At 62.1% G+C, this 21255-nt stretch carries 21 protein-coding genes; 13 read left to right on the top strand and 8 right to left on the bottom strand.

The window, feature by feature from the left end:
- The first annotated feature begins 11 nt into the window (after positions 1-11).
- The 3 genes from Q9295_RS09660 to map all read left to right on the top strand — a co-directional run bounded on the left by Q9295_RS09660 (position 12) and on the right by map (position 2982).
- Positions 12-848 carry an ATP-binding protein gene (locus Q9295_RS09660; protein WP_306680509.1) on the top strand — a complete coding sequence of 279 codons (837 nt, stop codon included), beginning with the start codon at positions 12-14 and terminating at the stop codon, positions 846-848.
- Between the two features lie 64 nt (positions 849-912).
- Positions 913-2181, top strand: a complete 1269-nt coding sequence (locus Q9295_RS09655; RefSeq protein ID WP_306680349.1) for a hemolysin family protein — start codon at positions 913-915, stop codon at positions 2179-2181.
- A 54-nt stretch (positions 2182-2235) separates the two neighbouring features.
- Positions 2236-2982 (top strand): type I methionyl aminopeptidase, encoded by a 747-nt coding sequence (gene map / locus Q9295_RS09650; protein WP_306680348.1) that lies wholly within the window; start codon positions 2236-2238, stop codon positions 2980-2982.
- Between the two features lie 62 nt (positions 2983-3044).
- Here the strand turns inward: map and Q9295_RS09645 are convergent, their stop codons facing one another.
- From Q9295_RS09645 to surE, 3 genes are read right to left on the bottom strand one after another with little or no spacing between them, the layout of a single operon-like run.
- Positions 3045-4235 (bottom strand): peptidoglycan DD-metalloendopeptidase family protein, encoded by a 1191-nt coding sequence (locus Q9295_RS09645; protein WP_306680347.1) that lies wholly within the window; start codon positions 4233-4235, stop codon positions 3045-3047.
- Between the two features lie 54 nt (positions 4236-4289).
- Positions 4290-4952, bottom strand: coding sequence for a protein-L-isoaspartate(D-aspartate) O-methyltransferase (locus Q9295_RS09640; RefSeq protein ID WP_306680346.1), 663 nt, complete (start codon positions 4950-4952; stop codon positions 4290-4292).
- An 18-nt stretch (positions 4953-4970) separates the two neighbouring features.
- On the bottom strand, positions 4971-5756 hold the full coding sequence (gene surE, locus Q9295_RS09635) for a 5'/3'-nucleotidase SurE (protein ID WP_306680345.1): 786 nt from the start codon (positions 5754-5756) through the stop codon (positions 4971-4973).
- A gap of 151 nt (positions 5757-5907) precedes the next feature.
- On the opposite strand from surE, the gene dusA reads away from it, so the two are divergent.
- Positions 5908-6954: a tRNA dihydrouridine(20/20a) synthase DusA gene (dusA, locus tag Q9295_RS09630; RefSeq protein ID WP_306680344.1), complete on the top strand. Its 1047-nt coding sequence runs from the start codon at positions 5908-5910 to the stop codon at positions 6952-6954.
- Positions 6955-7093: 139 nt separating this feature from the next.
- Positions 7094-7909, top strand: coding sequence for a sulfite exporter TauE/SafE family protein (locus Q9295_RS09625; RefSeq protein WP_306680343.1), 816 nt, complete (start codon positions 7094-7096; stop codon positions 7907-7909).
- A gap of 19 nt (positions 7910-7928) precedes the next feature.
- On the opposite strand, the gene Q9295_RS09620 is transcribed toward Q9295_RS09625, so the two are convergent.
- Genes Q9295_RS09620 through ccmI form a run of 3 tightly spaced genes read right to left on the bottom strand, consistent with a single transcriptional unit; the run spans position 7929 to position 9870 of the window.
- Positions 7929-8171, bottom strand: a complete 243-nt coding sequence (locus Q9295_RS09620) for a DUF1289 domain-containing protein (protein WP_306680342.1) — start codon at positions 8169-8171, stop codon at positions 7929-7931.
- Complete coding sequence (ruvX, locus tag Q9295_RS09615; RefSeq protein WP_306680341.1) at positions 8168-8644, bottom strand: Holliday junction resolvase RuvX; 477 nt, start codon at positions 8642-8644, stop codon at positions 8168-8170. The genes Q9295_RS09620 and ruvX overlap by 4 nt, the downstream gene beginning before the upstream one ends.
- Positions 8641-9870, bottom strand: a complete 1230-nt coding sequence (ccmI, locus tag Q9295_RS09610; RefSeq protein WP_306680340.1) for a c-type cytochrome biogenesis protein CcmI — start codon at positions 9868-9870, stop codon at positions 8641-8643. The genes ruvX and ccmI overlap by 4 nt, the downstream gene beginning before the upstream one ends.
- 239 nt (positions 9871-10109) lie before the next feature.
- Here ccmI and Q9295_RS09605 point away from each other — a divergent pair, with 239 nt between their 5' ends.
- From Q9295_RS09605 to Q9295_RS09580, 6 genes are all read left to right on the top strand, one after another.
- On the top strand, positions 10110-11357 hold the full coding sequence (locus Q9295_RS09605) for a sarcosine oxidase subunit beta family protein (protein WP_306680339.1): 1248 nt from the start codon (positions 10110-10112) through the stop codon (positions 11355-11357).
- Positions 11358-11508: 151 nt separating this feature from the next.
- Complete coding sequence (locus Q9295_RS09600; RefSeq protein WP_306680338.1) at positions 11509-11817, top strand: hypothetical protein; 309 nt, start codon at positions 11509-11511, stop codon at positions 11815-11817.
- A gap of 81 nt (positions 11818-11898) precedes the next feature.
- Positions 11899-12222, top strand: coding sequence for a sarcosine oxidase subunit delta (locus Q9295_RS09595; protein WP_306680337.1), 324 nt, complete (start codon positions 11899-11901; stop codon positions 12220-12222).
- A complete protein-coding gene (locus Q9295_RS09590; RefSeq protein ID WP_306680336.1) occupies positions 12219-15230 on the top strand; it encodes a sarcosine oxidase subunit alpha family protein in 3012 nt (1003 codons plus the stop codon). The genes Q9295_RS09595 and Q9295_RS09590 overlap by 4 nt, the downstream gene beginning before the upstream one ends.
- Positions 15223-15801, top strand: a complete 579-nt coding sequence (locus Q9295_RS09585; protein WP_306680335.1) for a sarcosine oxidase subunit gamma — start codon at positions 15223-15225, stop codon at positions 15799-15801. Before Q9295_RS09590 ends, Q9295_RS09585 begins: the two co-directional genes overlap by 8 nt.
- Positions 15802-16030: 229 nt before the next feature.
- Positions 16031-16630 carry a superoxide dismutase gene (locus Q9295_RS09580; protein WP_306680334.1) on the top strand — a complete coding sequence of 200 codons (600 nt, stop codon included), beginning with the start codon at positions 16031-16033 and terminating at the stop codon, positions 16628-16630.
- A gap of 93 nt (positions 16631-16723) precedes the next feature.
- Here the strand turns inward: Q9295_RS09580 and Q9295_RS09575 are convergent, their stop codons facing one another.
- Positions 16724-17344: an LOG family protein gene (locus Q9295_RS09575; RefSeq protein WP_306680333.1), complete on the bottom strand. Its 621-nt coding sequence runs from the start codon at positions 17342-17344 to the stop codon at positions 16724-16726.
- A 101-nt stretch (positions 17345-17445) separates the two neighbouring features.
- On the opposite strand from Q9295_RS09575, the gene Q9295_RS09570 reads away from it, so the two are divergent.
- On the top strand, positions 17446-18726 hold the full coding sequence (locus Q9295_RS09570; RefSeq protein WP_306680332.1) for a LysM peptidoglycan-binding domain-containing protein: 1281 nt from the start codon (positions 17446-17448) through the stop codon (positions 18724-18726).
- A 33-nt stretch (positions 18727-18759) separates the two neighbouring features.
- Here the strand turns inward: Q9295_RS09570 and Q9295_RS09565 are convergent, their stop codons facing one another.
- Positions 18760-19152 (bottom strand): ArsR/SmtB family transcription factor, encoded by a 393-nt coding sequence (locus Q9295_RS09565; protein ID WP_306680331.1) that lies wholly within the window; start codon positions 19150-19152, stop codon positions 18760-18762.
- A 153-nt stretch (positions 19153-19305) separates the two neighbouring features.
- Here Q9295_RS09565 and Q9295_RS09560 point away from each other — a divergent pair, with 153 nt between their 5' ends.
- On the top strand, positions 19306-21159 hold the full coding sequence (locus Q9295_RS09560; protein WP_306680330.1) for an ABCB family ABC transporter ATP-binding protein/permease: 1854 nt from the start codon (positions 19306-19308) through the stop codon (positions 21157-21159).
- Positions 21160-21255: the final 96 nt, after the last annotated feature.

The raw sequence follows: 21255 nt of genomic DNA, 5'->3' as shown, positions 1-21255 counted from the left end.
CAGACCAGACGATGATCATGACCCGCATTGCCGAGGCGCTGGAGCGACTTGCTCCGGCCCCAATGCCGGCACCGGATTTCGACAGTGCCGAGGCCTTTGTCTGGCACACGAACCCTGATCGGCTGCAACCTTTGCCCCGGGTGTCCCGCGTCGATATCGGCCTCTTGATCGGCAATGACCGCTCGCGCGATACTTTGCTGGAAAACACCCGGCATTTCGCTGCTGGCCTACCGGCCAATAACGCGCTTCTTTGGGGCGCGCGGGGCATGGGAAAATCCAGCCTTGTGAAGGCGATCCATGCGCAGGTGCGCGCGGAAGGCTATGATCTGAAGATTGTCGAGCTGAGCCGCGAGGATCTGCCGACGGTCCAGCGCCTTTTGGCGCAGTTGCGGGCCACGGATCGGCGGTTCATCCTTTTCTGCGATGACCTGTCGTTCAGCCATGACGACCAGCATTACAAATCCCTGAAAGCCGTGCTCGACGGTGGCATCGAAGGCCGCCCCGAGAATGTTGTGCTTTACGCCACCAGCAACCGCCGGCACCTAATGCCGCGCGATATGATCGAGAATGAGCGCTCTTCCGCGATCAACCCCTCTGAGGCGGTTGAGGAAAAGGTCTCGCTCTCGGACCGTTTCGGGCTGTGGTTGGGCTTCCATCCCTGCTCGCAGGATGATTATCTGGCGATGATCCGCGGCTATTGCGCGGCTTACGGCGTAAGCGTGCCGGAAGCGCAGCTTTATGCCGAGGCCATCGAATGGCAGGCCACGCGCGGATCGCGCTCGGGCCGGGTGGCATGGCAATTCTTCTGCGACTTGGCCGCGCGCAGCGGTGTGAGGGTCGCCGAGTGAAACGTAAAACGCGAAGTCGAAGGCGGGCGCCCCATGCGCTGCGCAAGGCGCAAGGGGTAGCTCGATGATCACCGAACTCATCGTCATCATGGCGTTGATTGTCGTGAATGGTGTTCTGGCGATGTCAGAACTTGCCATTGTCTCGGCGCGCCCGGCGCGGCTGAAGCCTTTAGAGGCCAAAAGCAGCGGCGCGCGCATGGCCCTGCGGCTGGGTGAAAATCCGGGCCGGTTCCTCTCTTCCGTGCAGATCGGCATCACCGCGGTTGGCATCCTTTCGGGCGCTTTGGCCGGAGATACTTTGGGTGAGCGGCTTGAAGGCTGGCTGATCTTGCAAGGCATGGATGCGGTTTGGGCAGCCCGTCTGGGCGTGGGCGGTGTGGTGGTGGCCATCACCTATTTCAGCCTGATCATTGGGGAATTGGTGCCCAAGCAGTTGGCTTTGCGCAACCCGGAAGCCGTGGCGATCCGCGTTGCCCCTTTGATGACCTTCATCTCGATCGTCGCGGCCCCGGTGGTTTGGCTGTTGGACAAATCCGGTAAGGCCATGCTTTGGGTTCTTGGCCAAAGCGGTGAAAGCAACAACAAAGTCACCGAAGAAGAGGTGCATGTGCTGCTTGCCGAGGCCACCGAAGGCGGGGTTTTGGAGAATGAAGAGCGGGTGATGATGGCGGGCGTGATGCGGCTTTCGGACCGCGCCGCCCGTGCGCTGATGACCCCGCGCAATGAGATTGAACTGCTGCAATTGGAAGCTTCTAGCACCGAGGCGATTGCCGCCGTGCGCCGGATTGCGCGGCCGCGCATGCCGGTGGCCAATGCGGCGGGCGATGTCGTGGGCATCGTCACCTTGGCGGATGTCTTCCAAGTGGTCTCGCGCCGCGATGCTTTGGATCTGAAAGCGCTTTTGCAAGAAGTGCCGGTGATCTCGGATCAGACCGAGGCTTTGGATGTGATCGAAGTTTTGCACAAATCCGAGCACAATCTGGCCTTGGTCTATGACGAATACGGTGATTTCGAAGGCATGATCACCACGGCTGACTTGCTGGAAGCGATCACCGGGGCTGAAGCCTCGTCCGAGGCTGATGAGCCGGCGATTGCCACCCGTGAGGACGGCAGTTTGTTGGTGGCGGGCTGGATGCCTGCAGATGAGTTCTGTGACCGACTTGGCCTGCCGCGCGATTTGGCTGGGGAATATGATACTCTGGCGGGTCTTGTCTTGCATCAACTCGGCCATATGCCCAGTTTGGCCGAGGCCTTTACGGCAGAGGGTTACCGCTTTGAGGTGATCGATATGGATGGGCTGCGGATCGACAAGGTTTTGGTCTCGAAGGTCTAAGGCCGAAGCCATCTTTTTGGGGGCGGCTTAGAACAGCAGGCAAAGGGCGCAGCAATGACGGTGACGGGCGAAGAAGAACTGGCGGCGTTGCAGGCGATCGGCAAGATTTGCGCCAATGTCATGCAGTCGATGATCCAAGCTGCCCAGCCCGGAATGACCACGCTGGAACTTGACGCTTTGGGGGCTTTGCTTTTGGAAGAGGCGGGGGCACTTTCGGCTCCGCGTGTCACCTATGATTTCCCCGGTGCCACCTGCATCAGTGTGAATGAAGAGGTGGCGCATGGCATTCCGGGGCCGCGCGTTTTGCAAAGGGGCGATCTGATCAATATCGACGTCTCTGCCTCAAAGGGCGGGTTCTTTGCCGATACCGGGGCCAGTTTCCAGTTGAAATCCACCGACCCCGAGATTGATCGCCTGTGCCGCGATGGGCGCAAAGCGATGGAGATTGGCATTGCCGAAGTGGCAAGCGGTAAGCCCTTGGGCGATATCGGTAAGGCAATTGGGCGTTTTGCGCAGAACCGAGGCTATAGTCTGATCCGTAACCTTGCCAGCCACGGCGTCGGGCGGTCTTTGCATGAATATCCCGAAGAGGTCGCAACTTGGCCGAACCGTGACCGGCGCCGCATCACCAAAGGCATGGTGCTGACGGTGGAGCCTTTCCTGTCGCAAGGCGGAACATGGGCCAATCAAGGCGACGATGGCTGGACGCTGTACAGCTCGCCCCCCGCGCTGACGGTGCAATATGAGCATACCGTGGTGGCGACCGAGACCGGCTGTATCATCGTGACCTTGCCGGGCTAACTCCGCGCAGCACAAAGAAAAAAAGGGGCCGGTTGGCCCCTTTTTTGTAACTTGCCAATGGCTTACTGCAAGAAGCTCATTGGGTTAAGGCTGTCGACGCCCTTGCGGACCTCAAAGTGCAAGAAGGCGGGGTTGGCCGCGCGCACGCCGCCAAGGGTCTGGCCGCGCGAGACCTTATCGCCCTTTTTCACCTTCAGCCCGTCGATGCCAGCATAGACCGTCAAGAGGTTGTCGGCATGGCGGATCACCACAATCGTCACCTGTTCGGTGTCCTTGGTGACAGCCGCCACCGTGCCAGCCTCGGCCGCTTTCACCGGCGTGCCGGCGGGGGCGGCGATATCGATGCCTTGGTTCTTCTTTTTGTCATAGGCCCGGATGATCTTGCCCGAGACCGGCATGGCCAGCTTGGTTGCCTTGGATCCCGCACCCAGATCGGGCGAGGCGGGGGTGTTCTTGGGCTTCTCAGCCGCCGGCTGGGTCTTTTCATCCGGCAGCGGTTTCGAAGCCGAGGGCGGGGCAGGTGTCGGGCTGCCCGAGCCGGGATTGGTCACGACAGAGGTCGCGGCAGGCGGCGGTGCGCCGGTGGCGACCGGGATGATCAGGGTCTGACCTTCACGGATGCCCATGTCCGCGCCAAGATTGTTCCACTCTGCCAAAGACTTGGCCGAGACATTGTAAGAACGCGCGATGACAAAAGCGGTCTCGCCGCGCACGACCTTGTGGCGGATCGGCTCTTTGCCGCCGCCCGGTGTGCTGGCAGAGGGGGCGGCGGTCGGGGCCAAGGCCGGAACGCTGTCCAAGGCCGTGGTGGCAATCGAGGTGATATCAACCGGGCGGCTGCCCGCAGGCGCGGTTGCAACCGTGCTGCCCATCACCGGCTGCGGCACCGCGGCCACGCGCGACGGCAGCAAGAGCATTTCACCCTCACGCAAAGGATCGGTCGGGCGCAAGGCGTTGTTGCGCGCCAGCTCTTCGCCGTTCAGTCCCAGACGGCCCGCCATCGCAGCCACGGTCTCGCCGCGCCGCGCCTTGGCCAGTTGGTAGCCCGGATAGGAGAGCACGCCATTGCTATCGGCAACCGGTTTCGAGGCTGTCACTTGCCGCGCCACCTCGGCCGTGCTGCCCGGCCCGCCGCGCAGATCCCAGTCAAAGTTACCCGGAGAATTGGCGCAAGCCGCCAGAACCATCAGGCTGCTGCCCAAGGCCAGACCCTTCACAACGCGCCGGCTGCCCGGAATATATGAGTTTGTCATGCGATTGCCGCCTCTTGCCCACCGTCCGGGTTGATCCCGGATCACCTAAAAACACTACTCCGTCCCCAGCCCTTCGACCAGAGGCACGAAGCGCACCTGACGAAGTTCTTCGTATTCGAAGCCTTTTTCGCCACGGGTGACCTTGATGAGATGCTGCACAGCATCGGATTGACCGACCGGCACCACCATAATGCCACCCGGTTTCAGCTGCTGCATCAAAGGGCCGGGCGGATCTTCTGCCGCTGCCGTCACGATGATCCGATCAAAAGGCGCCTGATCGGGCAGGCCAAAGGATCCATCGCCGGTGATCGCGGTCACGTTCACCAGCCCCAGCTGATGGAAAATGTCCTGCGCCTCGCGCACCAGCCGCCGCCAGCGGTCCACCGTATAGACCCGCCGCGCCAACTGGGCGAGGATCGCCGCCTGATAGCCCGAGCCGGTGCCAACCTCGAGCACGGTATCGCGCGGCCCCACATTCAACGCCTGCGTCATCAGCCCGACAACCGAAGGTTGCGAGATGGTTTGGCCGCAAGCGATGGGCAGCGGCATATCTTCATAGGCGCGCTCGGCGAAGATGCCGCGGACGAAAAGCCCCCGGTCCACCTTCTCCATCGCGGTCAAAACGCGGGTATCGGTCACTCCGCGCGACCTTAAGGCAAATAGAAATCGCATCTTGCGTTGTGCAAGCTCTTCGGGGTCTTCGGCGTCGATCGTCATTCAGCCCCCTTCGCTTGCTTATCCCAGTTGTTTCGCCAGATCGGTCAGCAGGTCATGCGCCGTCAGATCGGCCCGCATTGGTGTGACCGAGATATAGCCCTCAAGGTTCACCGCCGCATCCGTGCCGGGCAGGGTGGGGCTGTGCTGTGGTCCACCTTGGATCCACAGGAACCGCTTGCCCGAGGGTGACAGATGCGGCTCGGTGGTGAAATCGGCATCGCGGCGGAAGCCCTGCGCGGCCACTTTCAGCCCCTTGGTGGCGGCAGCGCCGACCGGGGGGAAGTTGACGTTGTAGAACACGCGGTAATCGTCGGCGGTCCAAGTGCCACGGCCAAGCAGCTTGCGGATCACCTCGGCGCCATGCTGGCGGGCGCATTCGAAAGGATCGGCCAAGGCGGCGGTCTCGCGGCCCATGAACTGCGACAGAGCAATCGCCGGGATGCCCTGCAAAGCCGCTTCCATCGCCGCACCAACCGTGCCGGAATAAAGCACATTCTCGGCCGAGTTATTGCCGCGGTTCACGCCCGAAAGCACCAGATCGGGCTTGGCGCCTTGGAAGACATCGTAGATTGCGGCCAGCACGCAATCGGCCGGGCTGCCTTCGGCGGCATAGCGGCGCGGGCCAAGTTGGGCGAAGAGCATCGGATGGGTATAGCTGATGCAATGGGCCACACCCGATTGCTCAAAAGCCGGGGCCACGGTCCAAACCTCGCCCTCGGGGCCGGCAAGCTCGGTGGCGATCTCGGTCAGAACCTCAAGGCCTGGCGCGTTGATACCGTCGTCATTGGTGATAAGAATACGCATGGCTCTCTCCGGGGTTGGACCCTGATTAGACGAGCCCGCGCAGTGCTACAAGCGGTTCAAGGGCTTGAGATTGCGTTGTGGCGGGCTGCTCTGGCGAATTGGCGACAAAGCCGCTATGGTCCGGGCTTCTCCTTCAGCCATGTCAGTGACGATGTCCGCCTCAGATCGCCCCAATATCGCGCCGAAAATCCGCCCCGAGACCCCGCAAGACGCTGAAATCCGCGCAGCGGGCCGGATCTCGGTCGCGCCGATGATGGATTGGACGGATCGGCATTGCCGGTATTTCCACCGGCTGATGACGCGGCGGGCGATGCTTTATACCGAGATGGTGACCGCGCCGGCGATCGTGCATGGGCCGAAGGCGAAGCTTTTGGACTTCTCGGGCGAGGAGCATCCCGTGGCTTTGCAACTGGGCGGCTCGGATCCGGCGGAGCTTGCCCAAGCGGTGAAGATTGCGCAGGGCTGGGGCTATGATGAGATCAACCTCAACTGCGGCTGCCCTTCGGACCGGGTGCAATCGGGGTGTTTTGGCGCGGTTTTGATGGAGCGGCCCGTGCTTGTCGCCGATTGCGTGCGGGCGATGCAGGACGAATCCGCCGTGCCGGTGACGGTGAAATGCCGCATCGGGATTGATGACCAAGCGCCCGAAGAGATGTTGCCGCGCTTCCTTGAGACCGTGGCCGAGGCTGGGGTGCGGCATTTCGTGGTTCATGCCCGCAAGGCTTGGCTGAAAGGGTTGTCCCCTAAAGAAAACCGCGAAATCCCGCCCTTGGATTACCCCTTGGTGCTGCGGATGAAGCAAGAATTCCCCGAGCTGACCATCGGCATCAATGGCGGCATCGCCAGCCTTACCTTGGCCAAAGAGCTTATGGATCAAGGGCTTGATGGGGTTATGATCGGTCGTGCGGCCTATCACGATCCGGGCCATGCCCTGATCGGCGCCGATGCCTTCTGGGGCGAGGATCACGCCCCCGACCGGGCCGAGGTGGTGCGGCAGATGCTGCCCTATATCGAGGCGCATCTGTCTTCTGGCGGGCGGCTGCACCAGATCACCCGACATATGCTCGGGCTTTTCCACGGGCTGCCCGGTGCGCGGTCTTGGCGGCAAGTGCTCTCGACACAAGTCAGCCGTCCCGGGGCGGGGCCCGAGGTTGTGGAGCAAGCGCTGAGCCATGTGACCGCCGAGGTCGCCGCGTAAACCCCGCGCTTGCACGGATGCGCAAAGCAGCTCTGCGCAAATAGCGGAGGGGCCAAGCCCCAAATCCCGCGCCGCGCTTGCAGATTTGCTAGCGCCCTTCGCGCCGCAGCGTTAAGCAAGGCGCAAAGGGAGATGAGACATGCCTGACCTTGCTACGCTTTTGCCGCTTGTCGCGGCCCTTGTGGTGATCGGCGGTTTTGCCGGGGTGATCGGGGGCCTTCTGGGTGTCGGCGGCGGCATCGTGCTGGTGCCCGCGTTCTTTTACGCCTTCCAAAGCCTTGGCTATGGCGGCGCGCAGCTGATGCAGATCTGTGTGGCGACCTCGCTTGCGACCATCGTCATCACCTCTTTGCGCTCGCTTTCGGCGCATAACAAAAAGGGTGCGGTGGAGTGGTCGGTGTTGAAGACCTGGGGGCCTTGGCTGGTGATCGCCTCGGCTCTGGGCGTCTTTGTCGCCGCCAAGGTCTCGTCGCTCGCTTTGCAGGCGGTCTTCGGCGCGATGGCCGGGCTTGCGGGCCTTTGGATGGCCTTCGGCCGCGATTCTGCCCGGCTGGCTGACCAGATGCCGGACGAGCCTGTGCGGGGTCTTCTGGCCTCGGGCGTTGGCTTCTTCTCGGCGATGATGGGGATTGGCGGTGGCACCTTTGGCGTGCCCTTGATGACGCTTTTCGCCATGCCGATCCATCGCGCCGTCGCCACGGCTTCGGGCTTTGGCGTGCTGATCGCAGTGCCGGCGGTCTTGGGCTTTTTGCTGCTGCCGGTGGCCGAGGCGCCGCCCTATAGCATCGGTGCGGTCAACCTTCCGGCGTTTTTGGTGGTCATTGGCACGACCCTGCTGACCACGCCTTGGGGCGTGAAACTGGCCCATTCGATGAACCCCAAGCCCTTGAAACGGGCCTTTGCGTTGTTTCTGACGCTGGTTGCGCTGAACATGCTGCGCAAGGTGTTCTTCTAAAAAGAAAAACGCGGCGCGGCTATTCCGCCGCCCGCGTTTGCCGCGCCATCCGGCCGCCCCGGCGCTTGGTAAGCCCCGCACCGCGCGCTGGCAGCTCGGTCATCACCTGCGCCCGCGCCTCGGCGCTCATCCGCGACCAGCCCGAGATTTCATCGATCGAGCGGTAGCAGCCGACGCAAATCCGCGCCTCGGGATGCACAACGCAAAGCTTGACGCAGGGCGATTGAATTTCGTCGCGTTTCCAGACGTCTTCGTCCTTCAAAGCTGGTTCCTTTGATATGCCATGCGATCTAGCGCGCCTTGTAAAATATACCCCGCCGCGACCGCATCAATAACCTCTTTGCGACGTTTTCGAGACGCATCCGCCTCAAGCAGCGCTCTTTCTGCCGCCACGGTCGACAAACGCTCATCCCAAAAGGCGATGGGCAGTTCGGTCAGCCGGGTGAGATTGCGCGCAAAGGCTTGGGTCGATTGCACGCGCGGGCCGACAGAGCCATCCATGTTCAAGGGCAGGCCAAGCACGATGCCTTGGATCTCGCGCGCGGCGATGATCTGCAAAAGCTTGGCCGCATCTTCGGTGAATTTCACCCGGCGAATGATCTCGGTCGGGGTCGCCACCTGACGACGCAGATCCGAGATTGCGACGCCAATGGTCTTATCGCCGAAATCGAGGCCCACGATCGCGCCCGAGGCGGGCAGGGCTTCGGCAAAGCTGGTGATATCGGCAAGGATCATTCGCTCAACCCGTTGGTTTTGGCCGTGGTTTCAATCAGCGCCAGATCGGCAGCATGGGCGCCAAAGATCTCACGCGCCTCGGTCAAGATGGCCAAGGCCTCGTCTTTGCGGCCCAAAGTGGCCAGCGCGCCGATGAGCCGCGCCCATTCTTCCGCCGTGCCACCTTCCGAGCCCAGCCGGGCCATCAAGCCGTCGACCATACCGGCCACCATCTGCTGACGCTCTTCCGCCGTCATCTCGGCGGCGGCTTCGATATCCGAGGCCGAGGGGCCGGGCAGGGCGGGCGCATCGGGCAGTTCGAACGTGACCCCGGCGCGCATTGCCACATCCGAGATCTGGGCGCGCAAGGGCACCATCCAGCGCGCATCGGGCGCACTTTCGGCCAAAAGTTGCTGCCAGATGACAAAGCCGCGGTCAAAGCGGCCGGCTTGCACGAACATCAGCCCCGAGAAATACCGCGCCATGCCGTTCTGCGGGTCTAAAGACAAAGTCGCAATCAGCGCCTGTTCAGCCTGCGGCGAGACATAGCCGCCCGCTGCAAGGATCAGCATTTCGGCATAGGTGGCATGGTCCTCGGCGCTGGCGGCCTCGCCCTTCACGGTGATCAGCCGGGCTTGCGCGGCGCGGGCGGCGGGGAAATTGCCCAGCCCCGCTTCGTTTTGCACCAAAAGCGTCAGGCCTTGCAGGTCGGTGGCGGTTTGAGGATCAACGGCGGCGCGGAGCTTGTCGATCAGCTCTTTATATTCACCCGTCGGCTCTGTGATCTGGGGGGTGACTTGCGCCTCGGCACTGGCCTGATCGGGGCGGCTTGCCATCGCGGCATCAGCCGCCGCCAAGCGGCCGGCAAGGGGCAGGTCAGGATACCACGGCACGCCCAAGCGATTGTAGATGACAAGCGCGCCTGCCATTGCACCCGCGACCAGCGCGACCGCGATCCAAGGTGAGGTGGCTTTCCCCTCGCTCATCGCTGGACCAGCGGCTTTATCAGCCTCGATCAGGCGGCGGGCGATTTCGGCTTTGACGCGTTCAGCCTCGGTTTGCGACAGGGTGCCGCGGGCCAGATCGCGCTCCACCTCGGTCAGTTGGTCGCGGTAGATCTGAATGTCTTTCTGGCGCGAGGCTTGGGCCTCGGGCAGCTTAGCGCCGCCAAACATGCCGCGCACAAGCCCAGCACCGACCAGCAAAGCCAATGCCCCCGCCAAAGTCCAAAACCAAAGGATATCCATACCTTACCTATGTTTCTACCGCAGGGAGGCCGTCGCAGCCCTGCGCAGGTTTAGCCTGAGCAGCCTGCGGGCAAAAGGGGCCAAGCGCCGCAGGGGCGCAAGGCGTGGCTGCTTTGGTTGAAAATCGACAAAGCGGCCCCCGCAATGTCGCAAATTTCCCGATTGTGCCGCAGAAGAGTGCGGATATATCTGGCTGCCGTTCCATAGGGGGTGCTCAGGCCCTCGGTCGGGAGAAGCAGATGAAACGTTATTCGGTTTTCGCAATCGCGCGAGAGGCCATGCGCTACCACAGCGGTTGGGAGAAGGCTTGGGTCTCGCCCGAGCCGAAAGCCAAATATGATGTGGTGATCGTGGGGGCAGGGGGGCATGGTCTCGCCACTGCCTATTACTTGGGCAAGAACCACGGCATCAAAAATATTGCCATTATCGAGAAGGGCTGGCTGGGCGGCGGCAATACGGGTCGCAACACCACGATCATCCGCTCGAACTATCTGCAAGATCCCTCGGCCGCGATCTATGATAAGGCTTTGCAGCTTTACGAAGGTCTGAGCCAAGATCTGAACTATAACGTGATGTTCAGCCCGCGCGGCGTCATGATGCTGGCGCAGACCCATCACGAAGTGCGCGGCTATCTGCGCACGGTGCATGCCAACAACCTGCAAGGCGTTGAGACGAAGTGGATCACCCCGGAAGAGGTGAAAAAGATCGTCCCGATCATGAATATCAATGGGCCGCGCTATCCGGTCTTGGGTGCGCTCTACCAGCCGCGCGGCGGCACCGGCCGTCACGATGCGGTGGCTTGGGGCTATGCGCGGGCCTGCTCGGATATGGGCATGCACATCATCCAAAACTGCGAAGTCAAAGGCGTGCGCTCCGAGAACGGCACCGTCACCGGGGTTGAGACCACCAAGGGCTTCATCGGCTGCAACAAGCTGGGCATGGTCGTGGCCGGTCACTCGGGCCAGTTGGCCGAGATGGCGGGCTTCCGTCTGCCGATCGAAGCGGTGGCTTTGCAAGCGATGGTCTCCGAGCCGATCAAACCGGCTTTGGATGTCGTGGTGATGGCCAATACCGTGCACGGCTATATGAGCCAGTCCGACAAGGGCGAGATGGTGATTGGCGGCGGCACCGATGGGTTCAACAACTTCACCCAGCGCGGCTCGTGGCACCATATCGAAGAGACGCTGCGCGCCTTGGTCGAAACCTTCCCGATGCTGTCGCGTCTGAAGATGCTGCGCCAATGGGGCGGTATCGTTGACATGACCGGCGACCGCTCGCCGCTCATTTCGAAAACCCCGCTGCACAATTGCTTTATCAACTGCGGTTGGGGCACTGGTGGCTTTAAGGCCATTCCGGGTTCGGGCTGGGCGATGGCGGAGTTGGTCGCCAAAGGCGAGCCGGGCCCCTTGGCCGAGGCCTTCAACATGTGGCGCTTCAAAGAAGGCCAGTTCATCGATGAATCCGTCGCCGCTGGGGTGGCGCACTGATGTTCAAATCGCGCCTCAAAGCATTTGTGGTGCAAAAAACCGCCGATTCTTCGGAAATCGGCGGGCCAAATTCCGCCGTTTTGGCGGGATCGTGGAACTCTAAGGCTTTGGCGTTGGTTTTTCCGGTGTTCGCAACATCGGAGAGAAACATATGGCGCTCGAACCTAATCGCGGCCCCGGCCTGCCACCGCGCGACCCGCGCAATCTGCCGCCGCTCCAGCCGCCGATCGATGATCGGCCAAAGAGCAGCTCGGGCCTTTGGGTCGTTGTCGTCGTCATCCTGCTTGTCATTGTCGGTGGCTATACTTTCATGCGCAGCAATGACGCTGTCGTCGCACCAGCCGCTACCGCTCCGGCGGCAACTGACCCTGTGGCCGAGCCGCCGGCAAGCGGCGCTGAAAGCCCTGTCGGCGATCCTGCCGTGCCGGCTGTCCCAGCCGAGGACGCAACGCCCAACTAATCCCTCCCGCAAGGGAGCTGACCTGTCATCAGGCTGGGGGACCGCGCGTCCCCCGGCCTTTCATGTGTTGAAAGACCGGACATGCTGATACTCACCTGCCCCTATTGCGGCGTGGCCGCCGAAGAGACAGAGCTTGCGCCCGGCTATGAGGCGCATCTGGCGCGCTTCGGCCCCGGCTCCTCGGATGAAGAATTCGAGGCCTATATGTTCGCCCGCAAGAACCCCAAGGGCGTGCATTTTGAGCGTTGGCGCCATGCCTTCGGCTGCGGCAAGTGGTTCCTTGCGGCCCGCGATACCGCCACGCTCGAGGTTTTCGGCACCTATCCTGCACAATCCAAAGAGCCACCGGCAGAGCTGGTTGAAAAAATCAAAGCCAAGCGGCCGGACTGGAAGGGCTTCAAATGAGCACGCGTCTCTCTAAAGGCGGTCGCCTGATCGATCGCAGCGCTGCGGTCAGCTTTACCTTCAACGGCAAAGAGATGCGTGGTTTCCGTGGTGACACTCTGGCCGCGGGCCTTTTGGCCAATGACCAAATGCTGGTCGGCCGGTCGTTCAAATATCACCGCCCGCGCGGCATCGTCGCCTCTGGTGCCGAAGAGCCGAATGCGCTGATCAATATGGGCGAGGGCGCGCGGTTCGAGCCGAACCAACGCGCCACCACGACCGAGCTGTTCGACGGGTTGAAAGCGGCAAGCCAGAACCACTTCCCCTCGCTTGAGTTCGACGTGGGCGTCTTGAACAACTATGCCTCGCGCTTCTTGCCGGCGGGTTTCTACTACAAGACTTTCATGTTCCCGAAACCCTTCTGGAAACATGTGTTTGAGCCGGTGATCCGTCACTCGGCGGGCCTTGGCAAAGCGCCGAAAGAGCGCGATGCCGACCGCTATGAGCAGGCCTATGCCTATTGCGACCTGCTGGTCGTGGGCGGCGGTGTCGCCGGTCTGCAAGCCGCGCGCATCGCGGCTGAGGCGGGGGCCCGCGTGCTTCTCTTGGAGCAAACCGCGCATTGGGGCGGGCGTGCCCCGGTCGATGGCGATATGATCGACGGCGCTCCGGCGCAGGCGTGGATCGATGCCACCGTCGCGGCTCTGTCGCAGATGGAGAATGTCACGCTGAAGCTGCGTTGCATGGGCTTTGGCTCTTACGACCATGGCTATGTGCTGGCCGAGGAAAAGATCGCCGACCATACCCCCGGCGATGGCCGTCCGCGCAAGCGGCTTTGGCGCATCCGCACCGGCAAGGTGCTGGCGGCGCAAGGTGCCATCGAGCGGCCCTTGTCCTTTGCGGGCAATGACATCCCCGGCGTGATGCTGGCCTCGGCGGTGCGCGATTATGTCGTGAACTATGCCGTCTCGCCCGGCGATCGCACGGTGATTGTCACCAACAACGACGACGCCTATCGCACTGCGATTGCGCTGAAAGAGGCGGGTCTTGAGGTGGTGGCCATCGTCGATGCCCGCGCGCAACTGACCGGCGCTTTGCCGCAAAAGGCGCGTGATCTGGGCATTCGGATCGAGGCCGGTCGCGCCATCGTCAAGGTGAAGGGCGGCAAGCGCGTCACCTCGGTCGCCATCGGCCTGCAAGCCGGTGAGGGCGCGATCCTTGACGAGCTCGCCTGCGATTGCGTCGCTATGTCGGGCGGTTGGTCGCCGGTCGTGCATCTGTGGAGCCATTGTGGCGGCAAGCTGACTTGGGACCGCAAATGCAGCATGTTCCGCCCCGATGCCGCGCGCCCGCCGATCACGCATGACGGCTCGGCCTTGGTGATCCCGGCAGGGGCCTCGAACGGGGCTTTGTCGGCGGCTGCGGTTCTGGCCGATGCGGCTGCCCAAGGCGCTGCTGCGGTGGCCGCTTTGGGTCTGGAAGCCTCCTCGGCCCCGGTGGCCGTGGCGGAAGCCATCGCGGAAGCCGCGATGGAGCCGGTTTGGATCATGCCGCAAGGCGCGGGTCCGAAGCTCAAGATGAAGATGTGGCTCGACTATCAGAACGACGTGAAGGTCTCGGACGTGCAGCTGGCTGCGCGCGAGGGCTATACCAGCGTTGAGCATACCAAGCGCTATACCACGCTTGGCATGGCGACGGATCAAGGAAAGTTGAGCAATATCAACGGTCTTGCCGTGCTTGCTGATGCTTTGCATGAAGATATTCCGGCCGTCGGCACCACCACCTTCCGCCCGCCTTACACGCCCGTCACCATCGGCGCTTTGGCAGGTGAATCCCGTGGCGATATCTTCCAGCCACTGCGCCGCAGCCCGATCCATGACTACCATATCGGCCAAGCCGCCTATATGGAGCCGGTGGGTCTGTGGCGCCGTCCTTATTGCTACCCTCGCGCCGGTGAGACGCATGAGCAAGCGGTGCATCGCGAGATCCTCAACACCCGCAGCAATGTGGGGATGCTGGACGCCTCGACCCTGGGCAAGATCATCGTCAAGGGCAAGGATGCCGGGCGCTTCCTCGACATGCTCTACACCAACGTCATGTCGAACCTTGGCATCGGCAAATGCCGCTACGGGTTGATGTGCAACGAGCAGGGCTTCTTGTCGGATGACGGCGTGGTCATTCGCCTCAGCGAAGACAGCTGGCTGTGCCACACCACCTCGGGCGGTGCGGACCGCATCCACGGTTGGATGGAAGACTGGCTGCAATGCGAATGGTGGGATTGGGAGGTCTATACCTCGAACGTCACCGAGCAATATGCCCAGATCGCCGTCGCCGGCCCGAAAGCACGTAAAGTGCTGGAGCGGTTGGGCGGTATGGATGTCTCGAAAGAGGCGATGCCCTTTATGACCTTCGCCGATGGCGAGTTGGGCGGCATTCCGGCGCGGGTGCATCGGATCAGCTTCTCGGGCGAGTTGTCCTATGAGATCGCGGTTCCGGCAAGCCACGGCTTGGCTTTGTGGAACGCACTTTTGGAAGCCGGTCAGCCTGAAGGCGTCATGCCTTACGGCACCGAAGCCATGCATATCATGCGGGCCGAAAAGGGCTTTGTCATGATCGGGGATGAGACCGATGGGACGGTGATCCCGCAAGACCTCAACCTCGATTGGGCGATCTCGAAGAAGAAGACCGACTTCCTTGGCAAACGTGGCCAGCAACGGACCTTCCTTGCCAGCCCCGACCGTTGGAAGCTGGTGGGCTTTGAGACGCTGGACGGCTCGGTCATTGAGGATGGCGCTTATGTGCCGGCCGAAGGGGTGAACGCCAACGGCCAGCGCAATGTGCAAGGCCGCGTCACCTCGACCTATTATTCGCCGGTGCTGAAAAAGGGCATCGCGATGGGGCTTCTGAAGCACGGGCCTTCGCGCATGGGCGAAGTGGTGGAGTTCACCAAAATGGCCGGAGGCACGGTCCGCGCGCGGGTGGTTGACCCGGTGTTCTTGGATCCGAAAGGGGAGAAGCAAGATGTCTGAGGTCCTTGCAAGCCAGCCCGTCTCGGCCTTGGGCGGCGCCCGGTTCGACGGTTTCGCAAAAGTCCGTGAGATCGGCCCTTGGGGCATGATCTCACTGCGCGCCAAGCCCGATGCGGCAGGGCTGGCCGAGGCGGTGAAAGCCGCCGTCGGCACGGGCTTGCCCGAGATGCGCCGCATGGTCTGGGACGGCGCTGCCGATACAGGTCGCGGTTGCGGCTGGATGAGCCCGGATGAATATCTGCTGATCCTGCCTTATGGTGAGGTCAAAGAGGCAATGGCCAAGCTCGCCAAGGGCTTGGAAGGCGTGCATCATCTGGCCACGGATGTCAGCGATGCCCGCGCCATCTTCCGCATCGAAGGCGTGAAAGCCGATGACGTGCTGGCCAAGCTTTGCCCGGCGGATCTGGCGAAACTGGCAGAAGGTGAGCTGCGCCGCACCCGTGTGGCACAAGTCGCTGGTGCCTTCTGGGCGGCTGAGGGCGGCTATACTTTGGTCTCCTTCCGCTCGGTCGCGGGCTATGTGATGGGGCTTTTGGAGCATTCGGCGCAGCCGGGTTCTGAATTCGAATAAACTTTCGAAAGATCTAATGCCTGCAAGGGCTTGGACGGTAAGGGCGTGGGGATTTCCCGCGCCCTTTGCCGTTTATGCGACCTTGCGGCAAGGCAGAGGGGCAACGGATAGGCTTTGGCTTCGGATGATCTGCGCTTGGCAGCGGTAAAACCGCCCTTGCGGGGTTGACCTTCCGGCCTTGAACCCTCTTATTCATGGTCAATGAAATCCCACAACAGGAGCTGGTCCGATGGCCTTCACCCTTCCCGAACTTCCCTATGCGCATGATGCTCTGGCCGATCTCGGCATGTCGAAAGAGACGCTCGAGTTCCACCATGACATCCACCACAAGGCCTATGTCGACAACGGCAACAAGCTGATCGCTGGCACCGAGTGGGAAAACAAATCGCTCGAAGAGATCGTGGTTGGCACCTACCAAGCTGGCGCCGTGGCGCAAAACGGTATCTTCAACAATGCCTCGCAGCATTGGAATCACAACCTCTTCTGGGAAGTGATGGGGCCGGAAGGCAAAGAGATCCCGGCGAAACTGGAAGAGGCGCTGGTCGCTGCTTTCGGCTCGGTCGCGAAGTTCAAAGAAGATTTCGCCGCTGCTGGCGCTGGCCAATTCGGTTCGGGCTGGGTCTGGCTGGTGAAAGACAAAGACGGCGCGCTGAAAATCACCAAATCGGAAAACGGCGTGAACCCGCTCTGCTTTGGCCAAACCGCTCTCTTGGGCTGCGACGTGTGGGAGCATTCCTACTACATCGACTTCCGCAACAAGCGCCCGGCTTACCTGACGAACTTCCTCGACAAGCTGGTCGACTGGAACGCAGTGGCGGCCAAGCTCTGAGCTGACGCTTTAAGATCTGTTCCCAAGCCGTTGTTTGGGAATAAAAAACGGCCCGTGGATCGCACCACGGGCCGTCTTCTTTTGGTCCGTCGCTCAGCTTGCGGCAGGGAAATGCGCGACCAATGCCGCCTCGGCTGCGGCGACATCCGGAACCACTTGGAACAGCTGCAACAGCGAGGCATCGGCGAAGCCTTCCGCCACGATATGCTGGATCATCGCCACCAAAGGTTGCCAATAGCCTGCGACATCCACCAGCAGGATCGGCTTTTTGTGCAGGCCGATTTGGGCCCAAGTCAGCACCTCGAAGAACTCATCCAAGCTGCCCGCGCCGCCCGGCAGGACGACGATGGCATCCGAATTCATGAACATGACCTTTTTACGCTCATGCATGTCTTCGGTGATGACGAAAGTGGTGAGGTCACGCTTGCCGCGCTCGGCCCCCATCAGATGCACCGGGATCACGCCAAAGCAATTGGCCCCGGCGTTTTGCGCCGCGCGCGCCACTTCGCCCATGATGCCGACATCGCCTGCACCATAGACCAGCCGCCAGCCGCGCCGGGCCAGGGTTTTGCCAAAGCTTTGCGCCGCCGTCACATGAGCGGGGTTGGTGCCGGGCCGGGCACCGCAAAAGACGCAGATCGAGGGAGCGGTGTTGGCGGCGCGCGGGGCGTCAAGCGGGGCAGTTGCAGGGGTAGGGGCTGAGGCACTGGCCATGGTCACATCCTGAATTTCTGTTGCCAAGCCGGGTGTAACCTTGTTCCCATGTCAGGGAAAGCCGCGGATCAAGCGGTTGCGGCATAGGGGACTGGCGCAGAATGCAGTTTTGGACGGCTTTGGGGGCAGGCGGGCGCGCCGCAGTGATGGGGCTTGGCGGCTTGGCCGTGGCGGGCGGCTCTTACGGCATTTGGCAAAGCCTGCGGGCCGAGGCCCCTCCGCCGCCCGCGCAGATTGCCGATTTAAACTCGGCCCCATCGACTGAAGCGGAAGCCGTCGAAGTGGCGGCGGAGGTTGCGCCGGTTGAAGAGCCGGTTTTGGTGGCCGAGCTGAGCGTGGACACTTGGCGTGTTGCGGGCGATGGTGCGGCGACGGTGGCGGGCCGGGTCGCGGGCGGCGCAGCGCCTCCGGCTTTGGTACGGATCATGGTCGATGGTGCCACGGTGGCCGAGGTCAGCCCCAATGCATCGGGCGCTTTTGCGGCCCTCTTTACCTTGCCGCCCAATCCCAAACCCGCGCTGATGACCGTCGCGGCAGAGCTTGCAGATGGCACCGAGGTTTTGGGCAGGGCTGCGATTGCTTTGGGCCCGATTGTAGGGCCTGCGGAAAGCGCTGCCGAGGCAGAGCCTCTGGCTGTGCTCGTGAGCGATGAGGGCGCAGTGGTCTTGCAAGAACCTGCGGCGGAACCGCCTGCCGAGACCGAGGATCCGGTTGCCGAGCCGCCCCTTGCGGCGGTCAATATCGACACGATCACCTATACGGAAGCCGGGGCCGTGCAATTGGGCGGCACCGGTCAGCCGGGCGCTTTCGTGCGGCTTTATCTCGATGATGCGCCGCTGCAAACGGTGCTGATTATGGACAATGGCAAGTGGTTGACGACGCTGAAAGAAACCGCTCCGGGGATCTACACTTTGCGTGCCGATCAACTGGATGCGGAAGGCAAGGTCACCAGCCGCTTTGAGACGCCGTTCAAGCGCGAAACTTTGGCCGATCTGCAAGCCACCGCCAGCCCCGCGCCGGCAGCCCCGCCCGAGGCGCAACCTGCCGCCGCAGTGATCACCGCACCAGAGGTCGAGACCGTCGCGGAACCTGCCGCAGAGCCCGCTGTTGCCGAAGCCGTTGAAGCGACGGCAGAGGTCGCTGCCGCGCTGGCCCCCGAACCGGCTGCCGTGGCCAGGGTTGCGAGCGAACCCGCGCCGCCAGCCGAGCCGGCCAGCATCTCTGTCACCGTGCAGCCCGGCCACAGCCTTTGGGCCATTGCCAAAGGTCAGTTCGGTGAGGGGATGATGTATGTGCAGGTCTATGAGGCCAATCGTGATGCGATCCGTGACCCCGATCTGATCTATCCGGGGCAGGTTTTCACCATCCCGACAGCGCCTTAAGCCTTGGAGCCGAGGCGCTTGGCCTAGCGAAGCTTACCCTTTGGGCGTATTGCGCGTCTCTGCCTCGGCGGGGCTCTCTGCAGGCTTGTCCAACTCGGACTGTGCGCCACCAGTCCCTCGGCTGCATCCCACCACGCCGGGGTGCTTCATGCAGCAATCTTCGACAAGCCAGCCCACAGCGCCGCCCAAGCGCTGGGTGTTGACGGCGTAAAACACATTGCGCGCCACCCTGCGCGAGACCAGCAAGCCCGCTTGCTCCATCGCTGAGAGGTGAAAGGACAGCCGCGAGGCCGCAAGGCCAAGGCTGCGGGCAATCTCACCCGCCGCCATGCCTTGGTCCCCCATAGGCACCAAGAGCCGGATCAGATCCAGCCGCGCTTCATGCGCCAAGGCGGCAAAGACGACGAGGGCTTTACTTCGGTCCATAGTTCAACTATTCATGTATTGTTGAATTGACCCTAGCCGATCCCTTGGGCTGAGACAACTAAAAAGCCGCAGTTAAAAGCCTCCGCGCCCTATCGCTGCCGTCCATCCTGCATTACTCCCTTGTGCAAATTACAGCCCGAGAACAGATCCGCCATGCGTCGCAGCCCCCCCTCAGTTCCTCCATCCTCACCAAATGCTGAGGCAAGCGCGTCCGGCTGGCAGACCATCCGCCGGATGCTGCCCTATCTTTGGCCGCAAGGTGAGGCTTGGGTGAAGCGGCGCGTGGTGATGGCCTTGCTGCTGCTTTTTGCAGCCAAGGCTGTCTCGATCGTGACGCCTTATTTCTACAAGCTGGCGGTGGATTCGCTCTCAAATGAGACGGGCAATGATCCCAGCGCGCTTTTGGCGCTTGGCGCGATTGGCCTGACGGTGGCTTACGGGCTGGCGCGCTTGGGCTCGGTCGCCTTCGGCGAATTGCGCGATGCGGTTTTCGTCCGGGTCGGCCAGCGCGCCTTGCGCAAGCTGGCGCTGGAGACCTTCACCCACATCCACCGCCTCTCGATGCGCTATCACATCACCCGCAAGACCGGTGGCCTAAGCCGCATCATCGAACGGGGGGTGAAGGGCGTCGATTTCTTGCTCCGCTTTATGCTCTTCTCAATCGGGCCGCTGATTGTTGAGCTGTCGCTGGTCACCATCATCTTCGCGGTCTGGTTCGGCTGGGTTTACGCTGCCGCAGTGGTGGCAACGATTGCCGCCTATGTCGCCTTTACCTTCAAGGTCACCGAATGGCGTGTGCGCATCCGCAAGGAGATGAACGACCTTGATACTGATGCCAACCAAAAGGCGATCGACAGCCTTTTGAACTACGAAACCGTCAAATATTTCAACGCCGAGACCCGCGAGGCGCAGCGCTATGACCGCGCCATGCAGGGTTACGAGTCGGCGGCGGTGAAGACCGGCCAGACCTTGGCTTTCCTGAACGTTGGCCAGACCTTCCTGATCACCATCGGCCTTGTCATCGTGATGGCTCTGGCCGCGAATGGCGTGCAGAAGGGCCAACTGACGGTCGGCGATTTCGTCATGGTCAACGCCTATATGATCCAGATCATGATGCCGTTGAACTTCCTTGGCACGGTCTACCGCGAGATCCGGCAGGCCTTGGTCGATATGGGCCAGATGTTTGGGCTTTTGGGCCAACCAGCCGAGGTGCGCGATGCGCCGGAGGCCAAGCCTTTGCAGGTCACGGCTGGCGAGATCGTCTTTGACGATGTGCGTTTCTCCTACGAGCCTGAGCGTGAGATCCTGCGCGGACTTTCCTTGCGCGTGGGTCCGGGGCAAAAGCTGGCTTTGGTCGGCCATTCCGGCTCGGGCAAATCGACCGTGGGGCGGCTCTTGTTCCGCTTTTATGATGTCAGCTCGGGCGCGATCCGCATCGATGGTCAGGACATCCGCGAAGTGACGCAGAGCTCACTCCACGCCCAGATCGGCGTGGTGCCGCAGGACACCGTGCTTTTCAACGACACCATTCGCTACAATATCGCCTATGGCCGCGACAATGCGAGCGATGCCGATGTGGTCGCGGCGGCGAAGGCGGCGCGGATCCATGACTTCATCCTGTCGCTGCCCGATGGTTATGACACCACCGTGGGCGAGCGTGGCTTGAAGCTTTCGGGCGGCGAGAAGCAGCGCGTCGGTATTGCCCGCACCTTGTTGAAGAACCCGCCGATCCTGATCTTGGATGAGGCGACCTCGGCGCTCGACACCCAGACCGAACGTTCGATCCAAGATTCGCTGACCGAGATGGGGCAGGGCCGTTCGGTGATCGTGATCGCCCATAGGCTTTCCACCATCGCCGATGCCGACCAGATCTTGGTGGTCGAGGCGGGGCAGGTGATCGAGCAAGGCAGCCACGAGGCTTTGCTCGCCAAAGGGGGGCGTTATGCCGCGATGTGGGCGCAGCAAAGCGCCGAGGATGACGATACCGAGACAATTGCGGCGCAATAAGCGCGGTATCTAGGATGAACAAAAGGCGCGCAGGGGCAACTCTGCGCGCCTTTTGCATCTGGCCGTGGGTCAGGAAAGCCGGACTTGGCGACAAAG

Origin of the sequence: Pseudogemmobacter lacusdianii (genome assembly GCF_030848395.1) — a bacterium.
Lineage (GTDB): Bacteria > Pseudomonadota > Alphaproteobacteria > Rhodobacterales > Rhodobacteraceae > Pseudogemmobacter > Pseudogemmobacter lacusdianii.
Note: the sequence above shows the minus strand (reverse complement) of the source record. Positions and strands in the feature narration are given on the sequence as shown.